We start from the raw sequence: 25,071 nt of genomic DNA, 5'->3' as shown, positions 1-25,071 counted from the left end.
CACACGATGACCACGACCACCAACGAACTGATGTCCGCCGCCGAAGTCCTCGGCAGCCTCGTGACCGCCATGGCCAGCGGCCGCATCCGCGTGATCGACCTCACGCAGACGCTCACGCCCGAGTTTCCGCAGATCGCGCTGCCACCCGAGATGGGCCAGTGCTGGCCCTTCCGCATCGAGGAAGTGTCGAAGTACGACGAGCGCGGCCCGGGCTGGTACTGGAACAACTTCTCCTGCGGCGAGCACACCGGCACGCACTTCGACGCGCCGATCCACTGGATCTCGGGCCGCGACCTGCCGAACAACTCGGTCGACACCATCCCCGTGCAGCACTTCGTGGCGCCGGCCTGCGTGATCGACTGCTCGCCGCAGGTGAAGGACGACCCCGACTACCTGCTGACGCTCGAGGACATCGAAGCCTACGAGGCCGCGCACGGCCGCATTCCCAAGGGCGCGTGGGTGCTCATGCGCACCGACTGGTCCAAGCGCACCGACCCCGAGGCCTACCAGAACTTCGACGAGACCGGCCAGCACACGCCCGGCCCGAGCACCGAGGCCGTTCGCTTCCTGGTCGAGCAGCGCGACGTGCTGGGCTTCGGCTCCGAAGCCATCGGCACCGACGCCGGGCAGGGCTACCACCTGCGTCCGCCCTACCCCTGCCACTACTACATGCACGGCGCGGGCCGCTACGGCCTGCAGTGCCTGAGCAACCTCGATCTGCTGCCGCCGTCGGGCGCGGTGCTGATCTGCCCGCCGCTGAAGATCGAGAAGGGCAGCGGCAGCCCGCTGCGCGTGCTGGCCCTGGTGGGAGCCACGGCATGAGCGCCGCCGCCCCCAGGGTCGCGGCCGTTACCGGCGGCAGCGCCGGCATCGGCAAGGCCATCTGCGAAGACCTGCTCGCGCAAGGCTACGAAGTGATCTCGCTCGCGCGCCGCAAGGCCGAGATCGATCACCCGAAGATGCACAGCCTCGAGGTCGACCTGGCCGACCGAGCCGCCACCGGCCAGGCCGTGCGCGAACTGGTCGAGCGCTTCGCACCGACCACGATCGTGCACAACGCCGGCGTGATCCGCGCCGCGCTGCTGCCCGACGTGAAGCTCGACGACCTCGATGCGCTGGTCGACCTGCACCTGGGCTGTGCCATCCAGCTCGTGCAGGGCGCGCTGCCCGCGATGCGTGCGCAGCGCTTCGGCCGCGTGGTGCTGCTGTCGTCGCGCGCCGCGCTGGGCCTGGCCACGCGCACCAGCTACTCGGCCACCAAGGCCGGCATGCTGGGCATGGCGCGCACCTGGGCGCTGGAGCTCGCGGCCGACGGCATCACGGTGAACGTGGTGGCGCCGGGCCCGATCCGCACCGACATGTTCTACGACGTGGTCGAGGCCGGCAGCGAGAAGGAGCGCGCGCTCGCGGCCTCGGTGCCCGTCAAGCGCCTGGGCGAATCGGCCGACGTGGCACGCGCCGTGCGTTTCTTCGCCGCGCCCGAGAACAGCTTCGTCACCGGCCAGGTCTTGTATGTCTGCGGCGGCACCAGCGTCGGCAGCCTCGCCCTCTAGTTTTCATTTCAGCGTCCGTTTCGTTCCGTTCAAAAACATCACCTCTGGAGCATCGCCATGAAAGTCCTGAACCGAATTCGCACCCTCGCGGCTGTTGTCGCAGGCCTCGGCGCGCTGAGCGCCGCCAGCGCGTGGGCCGCCGATCTCAAGGTCGGCTTCATCACCTCGCTGTCGGGGCCGGTGTCGTCGCTGGGCATTCCGTACGAAAAGGGCATGAAGGCCGCGCTCGCCTACAAGGCCGACCTGGGCGGCCGCAAGATCCAGCTGGTGCAGCTCGATGACGCGTCCGACCCCACCACGGCCGCGCGCAACGCACGCAAGATGATCGACGAGGACAAGGTCGACGTCATCATCGGCACGGCCGGTTCGCCCGGCGCGCTGGCCATTGCCGGCGTGGCGCGCGAAACCAAGACGCCGCTGATCTCCATCGCCAACGCCAACCTGCCGGGCGAGGAGGGCGCGTGGATGGTCACGCTGCCGCAGCCCGCGCCGCTCATGGTGAGCGCGGTGGTCGAGCGCATGAAGAAGTCGGGCGTGAAGACGGTGGGCTACATCGGCTTCTCCGACGCCTGGGGCGACCTGGTGTACGGCGCACTGCAAAAGAGCGCCGAGCCGGCCGGCATCAAGATCGTGTCGAACGAGCGCTATGCGCGCGGCGACGCTTCGGTGACCGGGCAGGTGCTCAAGATCGTGGCGCTGCGCCCCGACGCGGTGATCACCGGCACCTCGGGCACGCCGGGCGCGCTGCCGTATCTCGCGCTTTCGGAGCGCGGCTACAAGGGCCAGATCTACGGCATGCACGCGCTCATCAACCCCGACTTCGTGCGCGTGGGCGGTGCGTCGGTCGAAGGCCTGCTGGCCCCCACGGGCCCGGTGATCGTGGCCGAGCAGCTGCCCGCTGACAACCCGATCCGCAAGGTGTCGATGGACTTCCGTGCGGCCTACCAGAAGGCCAACGGCGCACCGCCGACCGACGCCTTCTCGGCCTACACCTTCGATGCATGGCTGGTGTACCTGGACGCCGCCCAGCGTGCGCTGGCCACCAAGGCCGAGCCCGGCACGCCGCAGTTCCGCCTGGCGCTGCGCGACGCCATCGTGAGCACCAAGGAGCTGGTGGGCACGCACTCGGTCTACAACTTCAAGCCCACCGAGCGCTACGGCTCGGACGACCGTTCGCGCGTCGTCGTGAAGCTCGAGAAGGGCCAGTGGAAGCTGGTGCCCTGAACGCCCTCGCGTCGATCCGATGAACGCCGCCCACCCCATGCACCCGCTGCTTCGTTCCCTGCGTCGCCGGCGCGCGACCGGCACCGTGCTGTTCGCCGCCGCGCTGCTGGCCGGCTGCGCCGCGACCGCCCCGGGCGGCAGCGGCGAGGTCACCATCAAGCGCGACCGCTACGGCGTGCCGCACGTCTACGCCAGCGACACGCGCGGCCTGTTCCACGGCTTCGGCTATGCCGTCGCCGAAGACCGGCTCTACCAGCTGGAGATGGCGCGGCGCTCGGGCAACGGCAGCGTGGCCGAGGTGCTGGGGGCCGAGTTCGTCGCGACCGACAAGGCCACGCGCTCCAACATCGATCCGGTGTCGATCCGCCGCCAGATCGATGCGCTGAACGCGGACGACCGCGCCATGTTCGAAGGCTACGCCGCGGGCGTCAACGCGCGCATCCGCGACGTGCTGGCCGACCGCGCGAAGTTGATGCCGCGCGAGTTCATCGACAACGGCTTCGAGCCGGCACCGTGGACCGCCGACGACGTGGCCATGGTCTGGATCGGCCTCATCCTCAACCGCTTCTTCGCGGGCACGGCCGAGGTGGCCAACCTCTCGCTGCTCAACCAGCTCAAGGCCGCGCGCGGCGACGTCGCCGGCCTGCAGCTGTACGAGCAGCTGCGCTGGCTCGAAGACCCGACCGCGCCGACCATCGTGCCGCGCGGCAACGCGAACCGGCTGGCGAGCGCCGAGCCCGGCGACGTCGCGCTCGCGCCGGTCTCCGCGCAGGCCGCGGCCGATTTCCGCGCCACGCAGGTCGCCCGCATGGGCCTGGCCGCCACCGAAGGCATGCCGACCGCCAGCAATGCGTGGGTGCTGGGCCCCTCGCGCACCAAGGAAGGCGTGGCCGTTTTGTACAACGGTCCGCAGCAGGGCTTCAACAACCCGTCGTTCGTGCACGGCATCGGCCTGCACGGCGCGGGCTACGACCTCACGGGCCTCACGCCCATCGGCCTGCTGCCGGTGCTGTTCGGCACCAACGGCACCATCGCCTGGGGCTCGACGGTGGGCTCGCTCGACACCAACGACATCTACCAGGAAGAACTGAACCCGGCCAACCGCCACGAATACAAATACGACGGTGCCTACCGCCCGATGACCCGGCGCACCGACGTCATCCGCGTGAAGGGCGCCGCGCCGCAGAGCGTGGACATCTACGCCACGGTGCACGGCTTCGTGCAGAGCTGGGACGTGGACAACGCCCGCGCCTACACCGCGCGCAGCACCTGGCAGGGCCGCGAGGTCGAGACCATGCTCGGCTGGGCGCGTGCCGCACGGGCGCGCGACTGGTCGGGCTTTCTCGCGCAGGGCGAGCGTGTGGCCGCGTCCATCACCTGGTTCTATGCCGACGTGGCGGGCAACATCGGCGCCGTGGGCCTGGGCCGCATGCCGCGCCGCCCGGCCACGCAGGACATCCGCTTTCCCGCGCGCGGCGACGGCAGCATGGAGTGGCAGGGCAGCCTGCCGTTCAGCGCCAACCCGCGCGCCTACAACCCCGCGCAGGGCTACCTCGCGAGCTGGAACAACCAGATCGCCGAAGGCCTGCGCGCGGATGGCGCGAACTTCTCACATGTCGACCGCGTGGCCGAAATCCATGCGCAGCTGCAGGGCACGGCCAAGCTGGGCGCCGACGAGGTCTGGCGCGTGAGCCAGGGCGCGGCATTGGCCGACCTGAACGCGCGCTACTTCGTGCCCCTCATCGTCGACGCGGCCAAGGGCCTGCCGGCCGGCGACCCCGCGCGCCGCGCGGCCGACCTGCTCGCCAACTGGGACCTGAAGAACCGCGTCGCCCCGGGCGGCGAGGTCTACGACAACCGCGCCACCACCGTGCTGCGCGCGTGGCTGGGTGCGATGTCGCGGCGCCTGCTGGCCGACGACCTGCCGCCGGCCGTGTTCGCCACCTACGCCAACCTGGGCTACCCCACGCTCACGCCGCGCGGTTCGCCGGGCAGCGCCCAGCCCGCGGCCGTGGCCAAGCTGCTGTGGAACGCGCTGAGCGGCCCGGCCTCGGGCGTGCCGCAGCGCCACGACTTCTTCAACGGACAAGACCCGCGCACGATGGTGCGCGCGGCGCTGACCGATGCGGTGGGCGAGCTGCGCACCCGCCTCGGGCCCGACATGGCCGCGTGGACCACGCCCGCGGTGCGGCACCGCTTCTCGCGCATCAACGCCATCGGCGTGCCGTGGGCCGGCGCGGGCGACGAGCCCGAGGTCAGCCCCTACATGAACCGCGGCACGCTCAACTACCGCGTCGTGCTGCGCCCGGGCGCGCTCGACATGTGCTCGGTCGCCGCGCCGGGGCAGAGCGGCTTCGTGAGCCCGGCCGGCGTGCGCGACCGCCATTACGCCGACCAGTTGGCGCTGTTCGAGCGCTTCGAATGCAAGCCGGAGCGGCTCACGCCCGCGCAGGTCGACGCCGACCTCGAATCGCGTCGCACCTTGCGCTACTGACCCGTCCCTCGTCCCCATTCCAACCCCCGAAGAGGAAGCTCCCATGAAGAAAATCTCCCGCCTTGGCCTCGCGCTGCTGGCCGCCTTCACCGCCGTCGGTGCGGCGGCGGCAGACCTCAAGATCGGCTTCATCAGCTCGCTCTCGGGGCCGGTCGCGGCGCTGGGCGTGCCCTACGAGAAGGGCATCCGCGCGGCCATCGCCGAGCGGCCCGAGATCGGCGGGCGCAAGGTGCAGCTCATCGTGCTCGACGACGCTTCCGACCCGACCACCGCCGGGCGCAACGCGCGCAAGCTGGTGACGGAAGACAAGGTCGACGTGCTCATCGGCACCTCGGGCGTGCCGGGCGCGATGGCCATCGCCTCGGTGGCGCGCGAGCTCAACACGCCGCTCATCTCGCCCACGCCCGTGACCATTCCGGGCGCGGACGGCGCATGGACCGTCACCGTGTCGCAGCCGTTCCCGCTCATGGTGGCGGGCGTGGTCGAGCGCATGCAGAAGTCGGGCGTGAAGACGGTCGCCTTCATCGGTTTTTCGGACGCGCTGGGCGACCTGGCCTACGACTCGCTCGTGAAGAGCGCCGCCACCGCCGGCATCAAGGTGGTGGCCAACGAGCGCTATGCACGCAGCGATTCCTCGGTGGCCGGGCAGATCCTGAAGATCGTCGCGGCGCGGCCCGACGCGGTGTTCGCGGGCAACTCCGGCACGCCGGGCGCGCTGCCCTACCTGGCACTGGCCGAGCGTGGCTACAAGGGCAAGATCTACGGCACGCACGGCCTCATCAACGCCGACTTCGTGCGCGTGGGCGGCACGGCCATCGACGGCCTGCAGGTGCCCAGCGGCCCGGTGCTGGTGGCCGACCAGCTGCCCGAGAGCAACCCCATCAAGAAGGTCGCGATGGGCTTTCGCGCTGCGTACCAGAAGGCGAACGGCGCGGTGCCCACCGATGCGTTCTCGTCGTACACCTACGACGCCTACCTGCTGCTCGCCGACGCGGCCTCGCGCACCAAGGGCGAGCCCGGCACGCCGCAGTACCGCACGGCGCTGCGCGATGCCATCGTGGGCACGAAGGAGCTGGTGGGCACGCACGGCATCTACACCTTCAAGCCCGACGACCGCTACGGCTCGGACCAGCGCGGCGTCGTGATCGTGCAGATGAACAAGGGCCAGTGGAAGCTCGTTCCCTGACCTCGGTCTAGCCAAAGCCCACCGCCATGACCGCCTACCGCAACCGCCCCGATCTCGTCGCGGCGCTGGTCCGCGACGACCGGGTGCACCGCGACCTGTACCTCAGCGACGAGCTGTTCGCGCTGGAGCAGGAGCGCCTGTTCGCCCGCACCTGGGTCTTCCTGGGCCATGCCAGCCAGGTGCCGGCGGCGGGAGATTTCGTCACGCAGGAGATCGCGGGCCGCCCGCTGCTCATGGTGCGCCAGCCCGACGGCGCGGTGCATGTCATGTACAACCGCTGCGCCCACAAGGGCACGCAGCTGGTGACCGACGAGAGCGGCAACACCGGCCGCTTCTTTCGCTGTCCGTACCACGCGTGGACCTACAAGCTGGACGGCGCGCCACTGGGCCTGCCGCTGAAGAACGGCTACGAGGGCACGCAGCTCAAGGCCTGCGAGTCGGGGCAGGGGCTGTCGGTGGTGAAGCACGTGAAGGTGTACCGCGACTTCGTGTTCGTGCGCTTGTCCGATACCGGTCCCTCGTTCGAGGACTACTTCGGCGACGTGCTGGGCGCGCTCGACAACATGGTCGACCGCTCGCCCGAGGGCAGGCTCACCATGGGCGGTGGCGTGCTGCGCAACATCGTCCATTGCAACTGGAAGATGTACCTGGAGAACATCAACGACACGGTGCACCCGATGTCGACGCACGAGTCGGCCACCAAGGCGGCCGAGGCGCTGTGGGAAGGGCATGCGCCCTCCGACCCCAAGCCGATGGCGATGGAGCAGATCCTGCCCTTCGGCTCGGGCTACGAGTTCTTCGACCAGATGGGCGGGCGCGTGTTCGCCAACGGCCACAGCGTGCTGGGCGTGAACTTCAGCATCCACTCCAACTACGCGCAGCTGCCCGAGTACGAGGCCGCGATGCAGGCCGCGCACGGCGCAGAGCGTGCCGCCGACATCCTGCAGCGCTCGCCGCAGAACTCGGTGCTGTACCCGAGCCTGTCGGTCAAGGGCTCGCCGCAGGCCATCCGCGTGATCCGTCCGCTGGCGGCCGACCGCACGCTCATCGAGGCCTGGAGCTTCCGCGCGGCCGGTGCGCCCGCGCTCTTGTTCGAGCGCGCCATGAGCTACAACCGGCTCGTGTTCTCGCCCATGTCGGTGGTGGCGCACGACGACGTGCACCTGTTCGAGAGCATCCAGAAGGGCTTGCGTGCCGGCGGCAACGAGTGGATCAGCCTGCACCGCAACCACGACCCGGCCGAGACGCAGCAGGCCACGGTGACCACCAACGGCACCAACGAGCTGCTCATGCGCAACCAGTTCCGCGCCTGGGCCCGGGCCATGACGCTGGAGGCGGCGGCATGAACGACCCGCGCGACTTCATCGCCCACGAGGCGGCCCTGCTCGACGCGCGCCGCTTCGACGACTGGCTGGCCCTGTTCGCCGACGACGGCCACTACTGGGTGCCGCTGCTCGGCGCGGCGCAGGCCGATCCGTTCTCGCACAACTCGCTGGCCTATGAAGACCGGCTGCTGCTGCAGCTGCGCGTGGAGCGCCTGAAGAACCCGCGCGCGCATTCGCAGCACCCGGCCAGCCACAGCCAGCATGTGCTGCAGCCCTCGCGCATCGAGGAAGAGGGCGCCGACGACGTGCGCCTGCGCACGCCTTTTCTCTACATCGAGGCGCGCGGCGACGACCAGATCCTGCTGAGCGGCACCGCCCGCCACCACCTCATTCACACCCCCACGGGCTGGTCCATCCGCGAGAAGCGCATCGACCTGCTCAACGCCACGCGCGCGTTGCCCGCGATCCAGTTGTTCATCTGAGTTTCTGTTCCTTCCATCCTTCCTCACTGGAGCTACGACATGAAGAACCTGATGCAGACCTTGACGCGCGGTGCCCTCGCCGCAGCGCTGACCGCCTGTGGTGTGGCGAGCGCACTGGCGGCCGACCTCAAGGTCGGACTCAGCGTGTCACTGTCGGGGCCCAACTCCTCGCTGGGCGTGCCGTATGCCAAGGGCATGCAGGCCGCGCTGGCCTACAAGGGCGAGGTCAACGGCCGCAAGATCCAGCTCGTGGTGCTCGACGACGGCTCCGACCCGACCACGGCCGGGCGCAACGCGCGCAAGCTCATCGAGGACGAGAAGGTCGACGTGCTCATGGGCACCTCGGGCGTGCCGTCGGCCATCGCGATGGCACAGGTGGGCAAGGAGGCGAAGACGCCCATGATCGGCCTCACGCCCATCCTGCTCGACCCCAACGAGAACCCGTGGGTCATGACGGTGGCGCAGCCCACGCAGCTCATGATCGACGCGGTGGTCGAGCGCATGAAGCGCAACAACGTCAAGACCGTGGGCTACATCGGCTTTTCCGACGCCTGGGGCGACCTGGTGTACGAGGCCCTCATGAAGGCCGCGCCGGGCGCCGGCATCAAGGTGGTGAGCAACGAGCGCTACGCACGCGCCGACGCCTCGGTGACCGGCCAGGTGCTGAAGATCGTGGCGCTGCGCCCCGACGCGGTGATGACCGGCGGCGCCGGCACGCCGGGCGCGCTGCCGTTCCTGGCGCTGCAGGAGCGCGGCTTCAAGGGCGGCGTGTACGGCCAGCACGGCCTGATCAACCCCGACTTCGTGCGCGTGGTCGGTGCGGCCGGCCAGAACGCGCTCATGCCCACGGGCCCGGTGATCGTCGCCGAGCAGCTGCCGGCCGACTACCCGACCAAGAAGATCGCGACCGACTTCCGCGCCGTGTTCCAGAAGGTCAACAACGCGCCCACCAGCGACGCCTTCTCGGCCTACTCGTTCGACGGCTGGCTGGTGTTCGTCGATGCCGCTTCGCGCGCCATGAAGAAGGCCGAGCCGGGCACGCCCGAGTTCCGCGTGGCGCTGCGCGACGCCATCTTCAGCACCAAGGAAGTGGTCGGCACGCACGGCGTCTACACCTTCAAGCCCGGCAGCCTGTACGGCGTGGACGAGCGCGCGCGCGTGATCGTCAAGCTCGACAACGGCCAATGGAAGCTCGCCCCTTGAATCTCCCGTTTTTCTTCACGACAACGACAACGATGACTCCGACAGAGGTTTTTCTATGAACTGGGACGTGGCATTGATCCTCGTCACCGACGGCCTGGCCAACGGTGCCGTCTATCTGCTGGCCGGGCTCGGGCTGGTGCTGATCTTCTCGGTCACGCGGGTGGTGTTCGTGCCGTTCGGCGACATCGCGGCCTTTGCCGCGCTGTCGCTGGCGGCCTTCGAAACCGGCCGCGTGCCGCCGACCATCGGCATGGTTGCGGTGCTGGCCGCGCTGGCGCTGGCCACCGAAATCGGCAGCCTGCTGCGGCGCGGCGAGGCCGCGCGCATACCCAAGGCGGTGCTGATGTGGGGCGTGCTGCCCGCCATTCCGTGCGTGCTCGCCTGGCTGGCGGCGCGGCCCGGCGTGCCAGTGGCGGTGCACATCGCGGTGGCCGTGCTGCTGGTGGTGCCCATCGCGCCGCTGCTGGCGCGTGTGGTGTTCCAGCCGATCGCCGACGCCTCGGTGCTGGTGCTGCTGATCGTGTCGCTGGCGCTGCACTTCCTTCTGTCAGGCCTGGGCCTGCTGTTCTTCGGGCCCGAGGGCTCGCGCACCACGCCGCTCACGAGCGCGGTGTTCACGCTGGGCGACGGCTTCACGGTCAGCGGCCAGGTGGTGCTGATGGTGGGGGCGGCCGTGGTGCTGAGCGGGCTGTTCTTCCTGGTGTTCGAGCGCACGGTGGCCGGCAAGGCGCTGCGCGCCACGGCCGTGAACCGCGTGGGCGCGCGGCTGGTCGGCATCCGGCCGGTGCGCACGGCGCTGCTGGCCTACGGCTGCGCCTCGCTGCTGGCGGGGCTCATCGGCGTGCTGATCGCGCCGGTGACCACCATGTACTACGACTCGGGTTTCATCATCGGCCTGAAGGCCTTCGTGGCCGCGATCATCGGCGGGCTCGTGAGCTACCCGATGACGGCCATCGGCGCGCTGGCGGTCGGCGTGGTCGAGAGTTTCGCGTCGTTCTGGAGCGGCGCGCTGAAAGACGTGATCGTGTTCAGCCTGCTGATACCGGTGCTCATGCTGCGCTCCTTCATGGCGGCCCATTCGGAAGAGGAAGAAGACGAGGTGGACCAATGAACGGCAACACCAAACGCATGGCGTGGATCGCGGCGGTGATCGTCGTGCTGGCCCTGGTGCCAGCCGTGGCGGGCAGCTTCACGGTTTCGCTGCTCAACGACATCGGCATAGGCGCGCTGGTGGCGCTGGGCCTCGTGCTGCTCACCGGCGTGGGCGGCGCCACCTCGTTCGGCCAGGCGGCCTTCGTGGGCATCGCGGCCTATGCCACGGCGTGGCTCACGACCGCGCAGGGCCTGTCGCCGTGGCTGGGGCTCTTGTTCGCGCTGCTGCTCACGGGGCTGTCGGCGCTGGCCATCGGCATGCTCACGCTGCGCCTGGGCGGGCACTTCCTGCCGCTGAGCACCATCGCCTGGGGGCTGTCGATCGCGATGCTGTTCGGCAACGTCGATGCGCTCGGGCGCCACACGGGCCTGTCGAACATCCCGGCGCTGCAGATCGGCGGCTGGTCGCTGGCCGATCCGCGCGCGATGTACTACCTGATCTGGGTGGTGGTCGGGCTGGCCTGCCTGTTCAGCCACAACCTGCTGCAGTCGCGCCCCGGCCGCGCGATTCGCGGGCTGCGCGGCGGCGCCACGCTGCTGGCCAGCGTGGGGGCGGATGCCTACCGCGTGCGGCTGTCGCTGTTCGTCACGGCCGCGCTGTTCGCGGGGCTGGCGGGCTGGCTCTATGCGCACATGAACCGCTTCGTGAGCCCGTCGCCCTTCGACGTGCGCATGAGCATCGAGTACCTGCTGATGGCCGTGGCCGGCGGGCTCGGGCAGCTGGCGGGCGCGCTGGTGGGCGCGGCGCTGGTGCTGGTGCTGAAGAACGGCCTGCAGGACGTGCTGCCGATGCTCACGCAGCGCGCCGGCCAGCTGGAGGCCGTGGCCTTCGCGGCGCTGTTCATCCTGCTGCTGCACTTTGCGCGCGGCGGCGTGATGGGTTTGCTGCGGCGCTGGACGCGCCGGCGCGTCGCGCCGCAGGGCGCCTCGCGCTACACCGGTGCGCCGGTCGAGCCGCTGCCGCACCGGCAGCTGCCGGCGCGCGGCACGCAGGTGCTGTCGGTCAACGGCGCCGTGAAACGCTTCGGCGGGCTGGTGGCGGTGAACGACGTGAGCTTCGACGTCAAGGCGGGCGAGATCATCGGCCTCATCGGGCCCAACGGCGCGGGCAAGTCGACCATGTTCAACCTGCTGACCTGCACGCTGCCGATGAGCGCGGGCCAGGTGCGCTTTCTCGAACACGACATCGCCGGCATGCCGCAGCGCGCGGTGGCGCGGCTCGGGCTGGCGCGCACCTTCCAGCACGTGAAGCTGCGCCCGCACATGAGCCTGCTGGACAACGTGGCGCTGGGCGCGCACTCGCGCACGCGCTCGGGCATCCTGAAGGCGGGCCTGCGGCTGGACCGCACGGAAGAAAGCCAGATCCTGCAGGAGGCGCAGCGCCAGCTCGACCGCATCGGCCTGGGCGACCGCGCGCACGAGCTCGCGGGCAGCCTGCCGCTGGGCACGCAGCGCATCCTGGAGATCGCGCGCGCGCTGGCCGCCGACCCTGTGCTGCTGGTGCTCGACGAGCCCGCGGCCGGCCTGCGTCGCAAGGAAAAGATGGCACTCGGTGACCTGCTGCGCAAGCTGCGCGAGGAGGGCGTGACCATCCTGATCGTCGAACACGACATGGACTTCGTGATGAAACTGGTGGACCGTTTGGTGGTGATGAACTTCGGCTCCAAGCTCGTGGAGGGCGTGCCGTCGGCGGTGCGCGCCGACGAGCGTGTGCAGGCGGCTTATCTGGGGAGCGTTGTATGACCGCGATGCTGGAGATTGGCGACCTGCATGTCTCGTACGGGCAGGTCGAGGCCGTGCGCGGCGTGTCGCTCGACGTGCAGCGGGGCCAGATCATCTCGGTGATCGGGCCCAACGGCGCGGGCAAGACCACGCTGCTGGCCGCGGCCATGGGCCTGCTGCCGTGCAAGGGAACGCTGCGCTTCGAAGGTGAAGACCTGCAGGGGCTCGATGTGGAGTCGCGCGTGGAGCGCGGGCTGTGCCTCGTGCCCGAGCGGCGCGAACTGTTCGGCGAACTCACCGTGCTCGACAACCTGCAGCTGGGCGCCTACGCCAAGCGGCTGCGCGGCGACGCGATGAAGCGGCAGCTGCAGTCGGTGTACGACCGCTTCCCGCGCCTGGCGGAGCGACGCACGCAACGCGCCGACACGCTCTCGGGCGGCGAGCGGCAGATGCTGGCGGTGGGCCGCGCACTCATGTCGGCGCCGCGCCTCTTGATGCTCGACGAGCCCAGCCTGGGCCTGGCGCCGCTGATCGTGCGCGACATCCTCACCATCGTGCGCAAGCTGCGCGACGACGGCGTGTCGATCCTGCTGGTGGAGCAGAACGCACGCGCCGCGCTCGAAAGCTCCGACGAAGGCTATGTGCTGGAGACGGGCGAGATCGCGCTGTCGGGTGCTTCCGGTGACCTCGCCAGCGACCCGCGCGTGCAGGCCACCTACCTCGGCGGAGGCACGCACGATGACGAGTGACCCGCGCGCGGTGCCGCCAGCGCAGCGCACGCTGCCCGCCATGCTGCAGCGGCAGGCGGCGCTGTTCGGCCGCCGCCCGCTGCTGCGCATCGCGGGCCGGCAATGGACGCACGCCGATGCGGCCGATGCGGCGGCCACGCGCGCCGGTGCATTGGCTCAGCATGGCGTGGCGCGCGGCGACCGCATCGCCGTGATGTGCGGCAACCGCATCGAGTTCCTCGACACCTTCCTCGGCGCGGGCTGGCTCGGTGCGTCGGTCGTGCCGGTCAACACCGCGTCGATGGGGCCGCAGATCGAGTACTTCCTCGCGAACAGCGAGGCGAAGCTGCTGGTGATCGAGGCGGGCTTTCTCGATCGGCTGGCCACGGCCGACCTGGCCCGCACGGCGCTGCGCGAGGTGTGGGTGGTCGGCGAGGCCGAAGCACCGTGGACGCCGCCCGCCGGCGTGCGCGTGTCGGCCTACCCGCCGGGCGCGCAGGCGCTGCCGCCCGCTGCGGTGCAGCCGGGCGACCCGCTCGCCATCCTCTACACCTCGGGCACCACGGGCCCGGCCAAGGGCGTGATCTGCCCGCAGGCGCAGTACTTCTGGTGGGGCGTGAACAGCGCCGAGGTGCTGGGCGTGGGCCGCGACGACGTGCTGTGCACCACGCTGCCGCTGTTTCACATCAACGCGCTCAACACCTTCGCGCAGGCCGCGCTCACCGGGGCCGAGGTGGTGTTCGAGTCGCGCTTCTCCGCCTCGGGCTTCTGGCCGGCGATGCGCGCCAACGGCGCGACCGTGGTCTACCTGCTCGGCGCGATGGTGCCGATCCTGCTGGCCCAGCCCGAAGGCGAGGGCGAGCGCAACCATCGCGTGCGCACCGGCCTCGGGCCCGGCGTGCCTGCGGCGGCAGGGCAGGCCTTCCAGGCGCGCACGGGCGTGGCGCTGCTCGAAGGCTACGGCTCGACCGAAACCAACTTTGCGATTGCCACCGCGCCCGATTCGCCGCGCGGCGGCGTCATGGGCTGGCTGCGCCCCGGCTTCCAGGCCTGCGTGGCCGACGAAGACGACGTGCCGCTGCCGCCCGGCGAGGCCGGCGAACTGCTGCTGCGTGCGGACGAGCCCTATGCCTTTGCCAGCGGCTACTTCCACATGCCCGAGAAGACCGTCGAGGCTTGGCGCAACCTGTGGTTCCACACCGGCGACCGCGTGGTGCGCGATGCCGACGGCGCGTTCCGCTTTGTCGACCGCATCAAGGACGCGATCCGCCGGCGCGGCGAGAACATCTCGTCCTTCGAGGTCGAGCAGGTGCTGCTGAGCCACCCCGGCGTGGCCTCGTGCGCGGTGTACCCCGTGCGCTCCGAGCTGGCCGAAGACGAGGTGATGGCCGCGCTGGTGGCGCGCGAGGGCGTGGCCATCGACCCGGCCGAGCTGGCGCGCTTCTGCGAAGGCCGGCTGCCGTACTTCGCCGTGCCGCGCTACATCGACCTCTTGCCCGACCTGCCGCGCACCGAGAACGGCAAGGTGCAGAAGTTCAAGCTGCGCGAGCGCGGCGTGGGGCCGCAGACCTGGGACGGTCGGCCCGCGAAGGCCTGAGTGGCATGACGCACGCCACCGCGCTTCCGCTGGCAGGCCGCGTGGCCTTCGTGACCGGCGCGGGGCAGGGGCTGGGTGCGGCCATCGCGCGCGGGTTGGCGCAGGCCGGTGCGCGCGTGGCGGTGGCCGACATCGATCAAGCCAATGCACAGGTCGTTGCCGCCGAAGTGAACGGCCTCGCATTGCCGCTCGACGTGCGCGACGAGCAGGCCTTCGGCGACCGTTTCGCACAGGCCGTGGCGCACTTCGGCGCGGTCGACATCCTGGTCAACAACGCGGCGCGCACGCCGACCACCTCGCTGTGGGACATCACGCCCGCCGAGTGGGACGACGTGCTCGCCATCAACCTGCGCGGCAGCTTCTTCGGCTGCCGCATCGCCGGAAGGCACATGCGCGAACGCGGCGCGGGCCGCATCGTCAACCTGGCCTCGCTGGCTGGGCAGCAGGTCAGCAGTGCCACCGGCGTGCACTACGCGGCCAGCAAGGCCGGCCTGCTGGCGCTGACGCGTGCCTTTGCACAGGAACTGGCACCGCACGGCGTGACCGTGAACGCGCTGGCGCCCGCCGCCATCGACAGCCCCGCGCTTGCCGCGCTGCCACCCGAGCGGCAGCAGGCGCTGAAGGCCGGCATCCCGCTCGGCCGCTTCGGCCTGGCCGACGAGGTGGCTGCCGCCGTCGTCTACCTGGCCTCGCCGGCCGCGGCCTTCATGACCGGGGCGACGCTCGACCTCAACGGCGGCCGTTTCATGCGGTAGCACCCTGCTGGTGCGCAAGCGGCTAAAATGATTCAGAACTAAACCATTCAGGTATGCACACAAATTCGCTCACTGGCCGTCATGCCCTCGTCACCGGCGCCGCTCGCGGCATTGGCGCAGAGATCGCCCGCACCCTTGCCGCCCAGGGCGCTGTGCTGACCTTGCTGGGCCGCGATGCGCAGGCCCTGCAGCGCGTGGCCGAGACCCTGGCGGGCAGCGGCCACGGCGTGGTGGCGGCCGACGTGGCCGACCCGCAGGCCGTGCAGTCGGCCTTCGCGCAGGCGCGGGCCGAGCGCGGGGCGGTGACCGTGCTGGTCAACAACGCGGGCGCCGCCGAGAGCGCGCCGTTCCTGAAGACCTCGGTCGAGCTGTGGCAGCGCATGCTGTCGGTCAACCTCACCGGCAGCTTCCTGTGTGCGCAGGCCGCGCTGCCCGACATGCTCGACGCCGGCTGGGGCCGCATCGTCAACATCGCCAGCACGGCGGGCCAGAAGGGCTACGCCTACGTGTCGGCCTACACCGCGGCCAAGCACGGCGTGATCGGCCTCACGCGCGCGCTGGCGCTCGAAGTGGCGCGCAAGGGCATCACCGTGAACGCCGTGTGCCCGGGCTACACCGACACCGACATCCTGCGCAACAGCGTCGCCAACGTGGTCGGCAAGACCGGCCGCAGCGAAGCCGATGCGCTGGCCGAGTTCTCCAGCGTGAACCCGCAAAAGCGCATCGTGCAGCCCGCCGAAGTGGCCGACGCCGTGCGCTGGCTGTGCGGCGAGGGCGCCGCGTCGGTCACGGGCCAGTCGATCTCCGTTTCCGGAGGAGAAGTCACATGAGTCGCAACGATGCCTCCCACGCCGTGCTGAGCGACGCCGAAGAACTCGGCCACGAAGCCCGCGCCGGCCATGAAGACCACGCCATGCTCAAGCTGTGGCTGCGCATGCTCGCGAGCACCACGCAGATCGAGGCCGAGATCCGGCGCCGGCTGCGCGAGCGCTTCGGCATCTCGCTGGCGCGCTTCGACTACATGGCGCAGCTGTACCGCTACGAAGACGGCCTGAAGATGCGCGTGCTCTCGCGCTACCTGATGGTGACCGGCGGCAACGTCACCGGCCTGACCGACGAACTCGAGCGCGAAGGCATGGTGGCGCGCGCGCCCAGTCCCGACGACCGCCGCGCCTGGATCGTGAGCCTCACGCCCGAAGGCCGCAACGCCTTCGAAGCCATGGCCACCGAGCACGAGCAGTGGATCCTCGAGATGTTCTCGGGCCTGGACATGAAGACCGTCAAGCAGATGCACAACCAGCTCGGGCTGCTGCGCGTGCACGTGATGCGCGGCGACGGCGCGGTCGAGGACCGCGCATGAGCGGCGAGGGCGGTGGTGTGGAGTTCCAGCGCCCGCGCCTGATTCGTTTTTCCGACTGCGACCCGGCGGGCATCGTCTTCTATCCGCAGTACTTCGTGATGCTCAACGGCCTGGTCGAAGACTGGGTGAGCGAGGGGCTCGGCGTGGGCTACCACGCACTGATCGGCGAGCGCCGCGTCGGCCTGCCGACCGTGAAGCTCGACGCCGACTTTCGCGCCGTGAGCCGCATGGGCGACCGCGTGATGCTCGGCCTGTCGGTGGCGCAGCTGGGCTCGCGCTCGATCACGCTGTCATTGCGCTGCTTCGAGCCCACCACGGGCGAGGTGCGCATGCAGGTGCGGCAGGTGCTGGTGACGACCTCGCTCGACACCCACCGTGCCATCGCCGTGCCCGACGACATGCGCGCGGCCATCCTGCGCGATGCGCCGGCGTTGGCTGCTGCCGAGCCTGCTGGCAAGGCCTGAGCAAGGCTAGGGCGCCGGCGCAGCGCCGTCGGCAGGCTCGAGCGCCTTCTTCTCCTGCGCGTGCTTCTTCAGCCAGCCGCTGAGTTCCCGCTTTCCCTTCGCATTGGCCTGGCGCCACGCCTCACGCGCGGCGGCCACGAAGCGTTCTTCCGCCGCATCGGGCGGTGCTTCAGAAGGCGGTGTGTTGTCTTTGTCGAGCCAGCCGGCGGCCACGTCGCAATGCCGCTCGATCTGCCGTGCGAGCTTGTCGCCGATGGGCCGCGCACTCTTGATCTGGCTCCACATGCTCGGAGAGATTTCGAGCTTGCGTGCGAACGCCTGGTCAAGCCCCTTGGCGGGCAGGCCCGCCGCGACGGCGTCCTCGAGAAAGCGGCGATGCAGCACAAGCGCATTGCGGCGGCGCGCGACGGTGGTATGGGGCACTGTTCAAAAACAACAACAAGACAAGAAAAGATTGTCCCGGTTGTTGACGTCGCCGTAAACACTCTTTACAGTTGCCTCCAATTCACGGCACCAGCCGTCCCTTTTTTCCAACCCCTTACAGCCGACAGCGGCAATTTTTGACCAGGAACCATCGTGAACACCGCACTGACCCTCACCAGCCATCGACCCGCCTCGGGCCGACCGCTCGTGCGCGTCGGGTTCTGCCATGGTTTCGACATGCCGTCGCCCCTGTCGTTGTCTTCGCACCTGAACACCGCGTACGCCGCCAAAGCCGCAGCCCGTCTGCGCGTGGGTGGTCAGTTCGAGGCTCATCAGGTGCCCCCGGGTGGAGGTCGCGCGTAGGCGCGCATCTCTCAAGCTCTCTCGCAAAGAGGCCCGGACACCGCAAGGTTCCGGGCCTTTTTGTTTTTGCCGCTTTCCATTTCGGGTGTGCCTTCACCCCACCGCCAGAAATTGCCGCGTCGACGGTCTGGCGGGATGTGCATGAGTTGATCACTCCTGTGCAGCGACGTTCGACGGGGCCGCGCCCAGCGCGCGGCCCGTCGCGTGAGGGCACAACCGAAATGGAAGCGCGGCAGGCTTTGTTTGTTTTTCTTCCGTGTGTGGCGCAGCCTGGTAGCGCATCTGGTTTGGGACCAGAGGGTCGCAGGTTCAACTCCTGCCACACGGACCACACCCGAGCGGGACCGGGCCATGCCAACGCGTGGCCCGCCCCGCGGAAACCGGCCGCAAAGATAGGGCGGCGCCGGAACCCGTCACCGGACATTTTTCAAGTCATTACTTTCTTTTTTCGTTACCCACCCAGGAGGCCCTCATGCGCAAGCGCAACTCACCGATCCGGATGATCGCCGTGCACCCGGCGCCGCTGCCGCGCAGGCACATGGTGTGGTCGCTGGCCCAGCGCTTCGGCGTGGGGTTCGGGCCGCGCTACGTGGCTGATCGCGCGTCGGCATTGCCGGGCGGCAGCGAGGCGTCGCTCGACAGCCTCGACCTCGACCAGCGCGTGCGCGCGTCGGGCGAGTGGTAGCAGTTCAGCACTGCTCGTCTTCTGTTTCTTCAATGGTGCGTGTAGCTCAATGGCAGAGCCGCGGGTTGTGGTCCCGCTGACAACGGTTCGATTCCGTTCGTGCACCCCATCCGTTCACCACCAGCCATCGCCGCGAAGGGAGGCGATTCGTCATGCATTCACACGTCCTGCAACTCGATATTCAGGGCACGCCGCAAGCCTGGATCTCGCTGGAGCAGGCGGTGTTGCACTACGCCACCGGCAACGTGGCCTGGGAAGACGGCGCGCTGCCGCTGGCCACGCTGCGTGGCGGCTTCAACGTGGCGCGCGGTGTGCAGTCGCGCATCGACGTCGCGCCCATCATCGCGCTGCGCGGTGCGTCGAAGATCAACCTCTTCGACGTCGTGCCCGGCGTGACCAAGGCCAAGCTGCTGCGCCGCGACCGCCACACCTGTGCCTACTGCGCGCAGGTGTTCGCCGACCGCGACCTGCAGTGCGAACACGTCATGCCCGAGTCGCGCGGCGGCCCGTGGAGCTGGACCAACCTCGTGAGCGCCTGCGCCGTCTGCAACAACCGCAAGGCCGCGCGCACGCCCGAAGAAGCCGGCATGCCGCTGGTCTACCTGCCGTACGTGCCGAGCCGCTTCGAGAACTTCCTGCTCGAAGGCCGCAACATCCGCGCGGACGTGCACGAGTGGCTGGCAAAGCGCCTGCCGCGCGGCTCGCGGCTGCAGTAGCGCCGCGCGCACAAAGAGAAAAGCCCGCTGCCCGTTGGATCAACGGACAGCGGGCTTTGCCTTGTGCGGCTCGCGGTGCGCGAGCGATGCGTGTGTGAGTGAATGAAGGCGCGAGTGGCTTGTTGTGTTCAGCGCCCCGCGCCGAAGAAGCTGTAAGCCACTGCTGTGGCTGCTGCGAGCCCGCCGAGCAAGATGAAGAGCACCTTCGTCGTACGGCGAGGGCCGCGCCGTGAACGGACCCAATGTTCCGGCCCGATCAGGTCGATCGGAACCGTGGGTTTGCCTATGTCGGATGCCTTTTCCATGCCAAGAAATATAGCGCAGGCGCCAAGGCAAGAAGTTACAACGGCTTTTTGGCCCCATCGCACCGTGGCCGCTTGCCGACACCAGACAGAAACGTGTGAAATATTCCTCATGAACCAACAAATCATTCTCGAGAGCCTGGTCCGCGCCCTGGAAAGCTGGGCCCGCAACGCCTCCGCGGCGGAGCTGTGGCGCGTGCACCGCGAGGGCGGCCTGGGCGCATCGATCCGCACCGAAGGCGAGAACGTCGTGCACGTGCGCATCGCGCTCGACGGCCCGCCCGATGCGCTGTCGAGCATCGGCAAGACCGACGGTCGCCTGCCCATGACCGAAGCGTTCAGAGGCGCCAACGGCGAAGCAGGGTGGGGCACCCCGCCACCGCAAGGCAGCGCCGAACGCGAGCAGTGGTTTCTGTCGAGCGACGTGGCGCAGGAGCAGGCGCGGCAGTATCTGTTGGCGGAGGTGGCGGCGCGACGGGATGCGTTGGTGCGGCGGGTGGAGGCTTGGGCTGCGGGTGCTGGTTGAGGCAGGCGAGTGGCTCGCAGGGCGATCGCCTTCGCGTGCGCCACTACAAGTCGACGCGAGTCCTCATTTGTTCACCGTGACAGGCTTCCGCTGACGCGCTTCTCTCCCTACATTTGAACGACCGCCGCGCCTCACGGCGGGACACCGATGCACACCGCAGCGATGTCGATGTGAGGCACAAAAGGCGACGGCCAGGGTGCGCTAACACCCTGACCGTCTGACCAATCGACGTGCAAACCCTTGGAAGAGGCACACCAAATGGCTGATCAAATTATCGCCGGGCAAACCACGCCCGAATCCCTCGGGGCAATCTGCCCCGACGCGGCCGACCTTCTAGAGAAGAAGCTGACCCAACTGCGGTCGTTGCTGAGCTGTTGCTATGGGGAGGAGCAGGAGTTGTTCGAGGCGATCGGGGCGAAGCACCGAGGCAACATCATGTGGATCGCTGCGGATCTGGCGACCGAGGCGGAAGAGCTTTCACAGGTACTGCTGAAAGGAATCGCGACGCTTGACGGGCCCTTGGGGCCTGAGATCGGATAGGAGAAGAATCGCTGGCCACGGAGCCCAGTTGTCGACCGCGGTGCCGGCGGTCCTGCTCTCTAGAATGCAGCCTCCGGCCCGCCGCAAGCAGATCAGTGCCGACCTTTTTCAGAAATTCGAATGCCGATTCCCATCATTGATCTTTTTGCGGGCCCAGGAGGCTTGGGAGAGGGTTTTTCTGCTCTCCAGGACCACAAGCAGCAGCCCGTCTTCGAAATTGGCCTCTCCATTGAGAAGGACGCCATTGCGCACCAGACGCTCACACTGCGCGCAGTGTTTCGGAAGCTTCGGGGGACGAAGGATCTAAGGCACTACTACAGCTACATCCGGGGCGAGATTGACGAAGCGACATTTCGACGGCAGCCCGCTGTTGCTGAGGCTTTTGTTCACGCTAGTCGCGAAGCTCGCTGCCTGGAGTTGGGGAAGTCCGATGAGACTGGCATCGACGACGAAATACGAACGGCCCTCAATGGTCGTGATACGTGGATATTGATCGGGGGGCCGCCCTGCCAAGCGTACTCACTCGCGGGGAGGTCGCGCCGGGCGCATGACAAAAGCTTCCAGAAAGACGAGAAGCATTTTCTGTACAGGGAATATCTTCGAATCATTCAGGTTCATCGGCCGACCATCTTCGTGATGGAAAACGTGAAGGGCCTGCTCTCTTCGCAGCACTCTGGCAGCTCGATGTTCGAGAGAATCATCGAGGACTTGTCGAAGCCCGCTGAAGGTGTGGAATACGAGATTCGGTCCTTCATCAAGAAGGGCGACAGCAAATCGCTGGAACCAACGGACTTCATCATTCAGGCCGAGCACTACGGCATTCCGCAGAGCAGACATCGAGTGATCCTGTTGGGTGTAAGGAAGGATGTGGGGGCCTCGCGGCATGAACTCCTTTCAAAGGTCGAGAAATCCGTGAGCGTGAAGCATGCAATCGATGACTTGCCGCGACTGCGAAGCCGTTTGTCGAAAGCCGACTCGTTGGAGGCCTGGAGAAGTGCAGTCCAGATGGCGCCCTCTTTCATGGAGGGATGGAACGTGGAGTACCAATCGGGCTTGACCGAGCTGATGCGTGTATCCGCTGCCGCGGCTCGGAGTCTGAGTGTCGGTGAAGCCTTTGTTCAGCGGAGCTACAGAAAGCCGAAGAAACCGACTGAGCTCCAGCTCTGGCTGCACGATGAAGAATTGGATGGGGTTTGCCAGCACGAAGCGCGATCACACATGGCGTCTGATCTGGCCAGGTACCTCTTTGCCGCCAGCTTCGCTCAGTCGCAAGGCTATTCCCCGCGATTGGACTGCTTTCCGCCCAAGCTTCTGCCCAACCACAAGAACGCGGCGAGCAATAGCACAACAGGGGTCATTCCTTTCAAGGATCGATTCCGCGTGCAGTGCGCGGGAGAGCCATCAACGACAGTGGTTGCGCACATCGCAAAGGATGGGCACTACTACATCCACTACGACCCCACTCAGTGTCGAAGTCTCACGGTGAGAGAAGCGGCTCGGCTTCAGACCTTCCCCGACAACTATTTCTTTGCTGGCAATCGAACCGAGCAGTACACGCAGGTCGGCAATGCCGTGCCTCCTTTGCTGGCCAACAAGCTGGCGAAGGTGGTGCGTGGTCTGTTGGCTGAACTGAATCGCGAGCAACGAAGGAAGCGCGCGGCCTTGGAGAAGAACTCCTCAACGCGATCTGGCGAGGATGAGCCAAGCAGGAGGCCTGCTCCTGCGATCGCTTGATTGGACCGACCAGCCACTCAACAGTGAGCTCTGGATCACTGTCTTGCCACGCCACGTACTGACGAACGATTGCACGACCTCATTCTTGCCGCCGATGGCGGCTGGTGCATGAGTCCCCGATAGTCCATCGTGCGGATCATTTCGATGAATGGAACGAGCCCGCCCATGTGGTCGCGAAGCAGTCGCCTGAGGATGGTCGCCAAATGGGCTTCGGCCACGTCTCTTAGGGCTTAGGCATTCGAATCGGCCATGGCTTAGCTCCGCGATGGGGCGCCGATCTCTCCGAGCTGGTCGCAGCCCTCGATCCACGAGCTCATGGCGGCTTGCAGGCCTGCGGCAATCTTGGCGTCGCGCGTTGAGCATTCCCAGACGCATAGCACTCGCCAGCCCAGCGCGTGGAGCTTTTCGACTGAGCGGCGGTCGCGTTCGACGTTGGTCTCGAGCTTGGCTTTCCAGAAGTCGGGTCGCGTTGAGGGCATCTTGGCGTATCGGCATCCCTGATGCTGGTGCCAGAAGCAGCCATGGACGAAGATGGCGACCTTGCGGCCGGGCATGACAATGTCGGGAGTGCCAGGCAGGTCGCGTCGATGCAGCCGGAATCGATAGCCCGAGGCGAACAGCAGCCGGCGGACAAGGAGCTCAGGCTGCGAGTTCTTGCCCTTGATGCCGGCCATCATCCGGCTGCGGTCGGCGGGGGAGACGACATCAACCATGGGCTTGTTCTGAGGAGGGAACACGCCGCATGATGGATCGGTGGCTTCGTAGGGCTACTTCACTTCCGGGATGTTGGTCGCTGGGGCGGAATAGCTCGCACCCATTACGGCCTCCTTGCATTCCGGCCGCTTGGCCCATTCGGAAACCATCTTGCCGCCGGCCGAGGAGTGCAGCACATCGTTGACCTCCTTGGCCCACACGGCGATTTGCGCGAGCAGTTCGGGAGAGGCCGCCTGCTTGACCCATATGCGGTCGAGGTCGATGCGGTCGCCGAGCTTCTCGGCTACCAGCGACACCGTGTAGGCGGTGACGTTGGCTTGGAAGGCTTGGAACATCGGCCGCAAGAGCTTTTGGGCGTCGCGGTAAATCTTGGCCTTGGCGATCATGGCCTTGAAGTCGACGACGGTCGGCAGCGGCGCCTCTTGCCCATCGACGGGCGTCAGGCCCGCCATGAACTTGTCGAAGTTCTTTTGCGAGCCGAGGCTGACGATGTCGGGCCTCTTGTCCCAGGCGGTGATGTATTTGGCCAAGTCGGTCTTCGTGACGCGGCGCGCCGTCGGGATGGCCTCCTTCAGGGCCTTGAGCTTGGCTGGTGTGGTCCCCTCGCGGGCAAGCAGCGTGTTGTAGCTGCCCGAAGCGCGCTCGTAAAACCACTGGCCCACGCCATCAGGGCAGTAGACTGAACGCGAGAGCTTCTCGATCTCGACGTGGAAGGGCTTGTTGGCCGACAAGTCCGATTGCCGCACGGCGTTCTGGCTGTTGGCGAAGCGGGAAATATCCGAGACGAGAGCTTCCTCCTTGGCCGAATCCTGGGCGCGCATCACGATGATCTTGGCGGGGACGCGCACGCGGCTCAGGTCCGTGTCGGGATACTTCTTCTTGGCGAAGTAGATCGAGGCGGTGGTCTGCCCACCGTTGACGATTTGCAGGCCTTTGAGCCAGGCAATGCCGGCCGAGCCGTCGCCAGGCTTGCCCAGGCGCATCTCGTCCGCAACGATCACGATGCCGTTGTTGTAGGCCATGAAGCGCTCGGGGGCTGAGCGCAGCGTGTTTTGGATGCCGGCGTTGACGCCCTTGCCTTTGACGCTCAGGAAAGAGCGGACGTTGGCCTCCAGCAGGCGCGCGCCGAACTTCTCGTAGAGCAGCCGAAGCGCCTCGGCCGGGATTGCCGTCAGAGCATAGTCGTAGTCGTCGTTCTCGCCTGGCACGAAGACGCAGGGCAGGGGCGCGCCGGACACCTCGGCGAAGTCGACCACAAGCTCGTCGCGTGGCTTGCCCTCGGACCAATGCCGGTGAAGCCGCTCGATGTCCATGACCTCTAGGCGCACGGCCTTCCCGCCTATATCGCGGGTCTTGAAGCTCTTGGATTTGGCGACGCGGTCGGTGATGACGTAGACGCGAACCTGCTCCAGGTCGTCGTAGATCGCCTGCAGCGTCTCGGCCAGCGAGCGCACGTCGCTTGACGGGTCCAGCTTGGGCGCCATCTTGCCCTCGGCGCACAGCGACAGAAAGCGCAGGCACTGCTCGACGGCGGTCTTGGTCTCGGAGTCCGGGACCGGCGTGGGAACATCGACATTCGCATAGAGGCTAACGAACAAGTCGAGTTGATCGTTTTCCTCCGAGAGCGAATAGCCGCTCAGGCGCAGGTTCGCGTTGCCGACCTTGCCCTCGAAGTGGCACTCGACGGGCTCGAAGGTCATGCCGATGTCCGACATGTGGTCCATCACAATGCCGGAGAAAACCAGCTCTTCATAGAGCGCGCCGTCTCGCATCTGCGAGCGGACGGCGGCCTGCGTCTCGCGCAGGAATTCAGGCAGATTCAT

General features: G+C 67.9%; 26 protein-coding genes and 2 tRNA genes. 23 read left to right on the top strand and 5 right to left on the bottom strand.

Annotation, left to right across the window (positions count from 1 at the left end; translation table 11 throughout):
• Positions 1–6: 6 nt before the first annotated feature.
• The 16 genes from AC07XP_RS06530 to AC07XP_RS06455 are packed head-to-tail and all read left to right on the top strand — an operon-like array spanning position 7 to position 17,245.
• A complete protein-coding gene (locus AC07XP_RS06530; RefSeq protein ID WP_056571816.1) occupies positions 7–822 on the top strand; it encodes a cyclase family protein in 816 nt (271 codons plus the stop codon).
• Positions 819–1,553 (top strand): SDR family oxidoreductase, encoded by a 735-nt coding sequence (locus AC07XP_RS06525; protein ID WP_095746378.1) that lies wholly within the window; start codon positions 819–821, stop codon positions 1,551–1,553. The genes AC07XP_RS06530 and AC07XP_RS06525 overlap by 4 nt, the downstream gene beginning before the upstream one ends.
• Before the next feature lie 57 nt (positions 1,554–1,610).
• On the top strand, positions 1,611–2,777 hold the full coding sequence (locus tag AC07XP_RS06520; protein WP_495264152.1) for an ABC transporter substrate-binding protein: 1,167 nt from the start codon (positions 1,611–1,613) through the stop codon (positions 2,775–2,777).
• Positions 2,778–2,814: 37 nt separating this feature from the next.
• The gene (locus AC07XP_RS06515; protein WP_495264151.1) at positions 2,815–5,271 is read left to right on the top strand and encodes a penicillin acylase family protein; all 2,457 of its coding nucleotides are present in this window, start codon (positions 2,815–2,817) and stop codon (positions 5,269–5,271) included.
• A gap of 43 nt (positions 5,272–5,314) precedes the next feature.
• A complete protein-coding gene (locus AC07XP_RS06510; RefSeq protein WP_062474995.1) occupies positions 5,315–6,457 on the top strand; it encodes an ABC transporter substrate-binding protein in 1,143 nt (380 codons plus the stop codon).
• 26 nt (positions 6,458–6,483) lie between these two features.
• Positions 6,484–7,803: an aromatic ring-hydroxylating dioxygenase subunit alpha gene (locus AC07XP_RS06505; protein WP_495264150.1), complete on the top strand. Its 1,320-nt coding sequence runs from the start codon at positions 6,484–6,486 to the stop codon at positions 7,801–7,803.
• Positions 7,800–8,264, top strand: a complete 465-nt coding sequence (locus AC07XP_RS06500) for an aromatic-ring-hydroxylating dioxygenase subunit beta (RefSeq protein ID WP_495264149.1) — start codon at positions 7,800–7,802, stop codon at positions 8,262–8,264. Before AC07XP_RS06505 ends, AC07XP_RS06500 begins: the two co-directional genes overlap by 4 nt.
• Positions 8,265–8,303: 39 nt before the next feature.
• Positions 8,304–9,467: an ABC transporter substrate-binding protein gene (locus AC07XP_RS06495; RefSeq protein ID WP_095746374.1), complete on the top strand. Its 1,164-nt coding sequence runs from the start codon at positions 8,304–8,306 to the stop codon at positions 9,465–9,467.
• 55 nt (positions 9,468–9,522) lie between these two features.
• Entirely contained in the window at positions 9,523–10,578 is a 1,056-nt protein-coding gene (locus AC07XP_RS06490; RefSeq protein ID WP_070062349.1) for a branched-chain amino acid ABC transporter permease, read from the top strand.
• Positions 10,575–12,362, top strand: a complete 1,788-nt coding sequence (locus AC07XP_RS06485; protein WP_495264148.1) for a branched-chain amino acid ABC transporter ATP-binding protein/permease — start codon at positions 10,575–10,577, stop codon at positions 12,360–12,362. The genes AC07XP_RS06490 and AC07XP_RS06485 overlap by 4 nt, the downstream gene beginning before the upstream one ends.
• Positions 12,359–13,090, top strand: a complete 732-nt coding sequence (locus tag AC07XP_RS06480) for an ABC transporter ATP-binding protein (protein ID WP_495264147.1) — start codon at positions 12,359–12,361, stop codon at positions 13,088–13,090. Before AC07XP_RS06485 ends, AC07XP_RS06480 begins: the two co-directional genes overlap by 4 nt.
• The gene (locus tag AC07XP_RS06475; protein WP_495264146.1) at positions 13,080–14,666 is read left to right on the top strand and encodes an ATP-dependent acyl-CoA ligase; all 1,587 of its coding nucleotides are present in this window, start codon (positions 13,080–13,082) and stop codon (positions 14,664–14,666) included. The genes AC07XP_RS06480 and AC07XP_RS06475 overlap by 11 nt, the downstream gene beginning before the upstream one ends.
• A 5-nt stretch (positions 14,667–14,671) precedes the next feature.
• Positions 14,672–15,421, top strand: a complete 750-nt coding sequence (locus AC07XP_RS06470; protein WP_495264145.1) for an SDR family NAD(P)-dependent oxidoreductase — start codon at positions 14,672–14,674, stop codon at positions 15,419–15,421.
• Positions 15,422–15,474: 53 nt separating this feature from the next.
• On the top strand, positions 15,475–16,251 hold the full coding sequence (locus AC07XP_RS06465) for an SDR family NAD(P)-dependent oxidoreductase (RefSeq protein WP_070062353.1): 777 nt from the start codon (positions 15,475–15,477) through the stop codon (positions 16,249–16,251).
• A complete protein-coding gene (locus tag AC07XP_RS06460) occupies positions 16,248–16,781 on the top strand; it encodes a MarR family winged helix-turn-helix transcriptional regulator (protein ID WP_062473285.1) in 534 nt (177 codons plus the stop codon). The genes AC07XP_RS06465 and AC07XP_RS06460 overlap by 4 nt, the downstream gene beginning before the upstream one ends.
• Entirely contained in the window at positions 16,778–17,245 is a 468-nt protein-coding gene (locus AC07XP_RS06455) for an acyl-CoA thioesterase (protein ID WP_495264144.1), read from the top strand. The genes AC07XP_RS06460 and AC07XP_RS06455 overlap by 4 nt, the downstream gene beginning before the upstream one ends.
• A 6-nt stretch (positions 17,246–17,251) precedes the next feature.
• On the opposite strand, the gene AC07XP_RS06450 is transcribed toward AC07XP_RS06455, so the two are convergent.
• Positions 17,252–17,668 carry a hypothetical protein gene (locus tag AC07XP_RS06450; protein ID WP_495264143.1) on the bottom strand — a complete coding sequence of 139 codons (417 nt, stop codon included), beginning with the start codon at positions 17,666–17,668 and terminating at the stop codon, positions 17,252–17,254.
• A gap of 3 nt (positions 17,669–17,671) precedes the next feature.
• Positions 17,672–18,001 carry a hypothetical protein gene (locus AC07XP_RS06445; RefSeq protein ID WP_307694730.1) on the bottom strand — a complete coding sequence of 110 codons (330 nt, stop codon included), beginning with the start codon at positions 17,999–18,001 and terminating at the stop codon, positions 17,672–17,674.
• Positions 18,002–18,285: 284 nt separating this feature from the next.
• Here AC07XP_RS06445 and AC07XP_RS06440 point away from each other — a divergent pair.
• From AC07XP_RS06440 to AC07XP_RS06425, 4 genes are all read left to right on the top strand, one after another.
• Positions 18,286–18,362, top strand: a tRNA-Pro gene (locus AC07XP_RS06440).
• Positions 18,363–18,503: 141 nt separating this feature from the next.
• Entirely contained in the window at positions 18,504–18,716 is a 213-nt protein-coding gene (locus AC07XP_RS06435) for a short-chain dehydrogenase (RefSeq protein WP_495264142.1), read from the top strand.
• A 35-nt stretch (positions 18,717–18,751) separates the two neighbouring features.
• A tRNA-His gene (locus AC07XP_RS06430) sits at positions 18,752–18,825 on the top strand.
• A gap of 43 nt (positions 18,826–18,868) precedes the next feature.
• Positions 18,869–19,432, top strand: a complete 564-nt coding sequence (locus tag AC07XP_RS06425; RefSeq protein WP_062473294.1) for an HNH endonuclease — start codon at positions 18,869–18,871, stop codon at positions 19,430–19,432.
• A 128-nt stretch (positions 19,433–19,560) separates the two neighbouring features.
• Here the strand turns inward: AC07XP_RS06425 and AC07XP_RS06420 are convergent, their stop codons facing one another.
• A complete protein-coding gene (locus AC07XP_RS06420; RefSeq protein ID WP_157627325.1) occupies positions 19,561–19,737 on the bottom strand; it encodes a hypothetical protein in 177 nt (58 codons plus the stop codon).
• A 109-nt stretch (positions 19,738–19,846) separates the two neighbouring features.
• Here AC07XP_RS06420 and AC07XP_RS06415 point away from each other — a divergent pair, with 109 nt between their 5' ends.
• From AC07XP_RS06415 to AC07XP_RS06405, 3 genes are all read left to right on the top strand, one after another.
• Positions 19,847–20,260, top strand: a complete 414-nt coding sequence (locus AC07XP_RS06415; RefSeq protein WP_495264141.1) for a hypothetical protein — start codon at positions 19,847–19,849, stop codon at positions 20,258–20,260.
• Positions 20,261–20,518: 258 nt separating this feature from the next.
• The gene (locus tag AC07XP_RS06410) at positions 20,519–20,800 is read left to right on the top strand and encodes a hypothetical protein (protein WP_495264140.1); all 282 of its coding nucleotides are present in this window, start codon (positions 20,519–20,521) and stop codon (positions 20,798–20,800) included.
• Between the two features lie 120 nt (positions 20,801–20,920).
• A complete protein-coding gene (locus tag AC07XP_RS06405) occupies positions 20,921–22,534 on the top strand; it encodes a DNA cytosine methyltransferase (protein WP_495264139.1) in 1,614 nt (537 codons plus the stop codon).
• 254 nt (positions 22,535–22,788) lie between these two features.
• Here the strand turns inward: AC07XP_RS06405 and AC07XP_RS06400 are convergent, their stop codons facing one another.
• Together AC07XP_RS06400 and AC07XP_RS06395 are read right to left on the bottom strand one after the other, a co-directional pair.
• Positions 22,789–23,247 (bottom strand): very short patch repair endonuclease, encoded by a 459-nt coding sequence (locus AC07XP_RS06400; protein WP_062473301.1) that lies wholly within the window; start codon positions 23,245–23,247, stop codon positions 22,789–22,791.
• Between the two features lie 54 nt (positions 23,248–23,301).
• Positions 23,302–25,071, bottom strand: coding sequence for an AIPR family protein (locus AC07XP_RS06395; RefSeq protein WP_062473303.1), 1,770 nt, complete (start codon positions 25,069–25,071; stop codon positions 23,302–23,304).

The sequence above is a fragment of the Variovorax sp. GW531-E2 genome (assembly GCF_059423125.1).
This window is presented reverse-complemented; position numbering and strand designations above follow the sequence as displayed.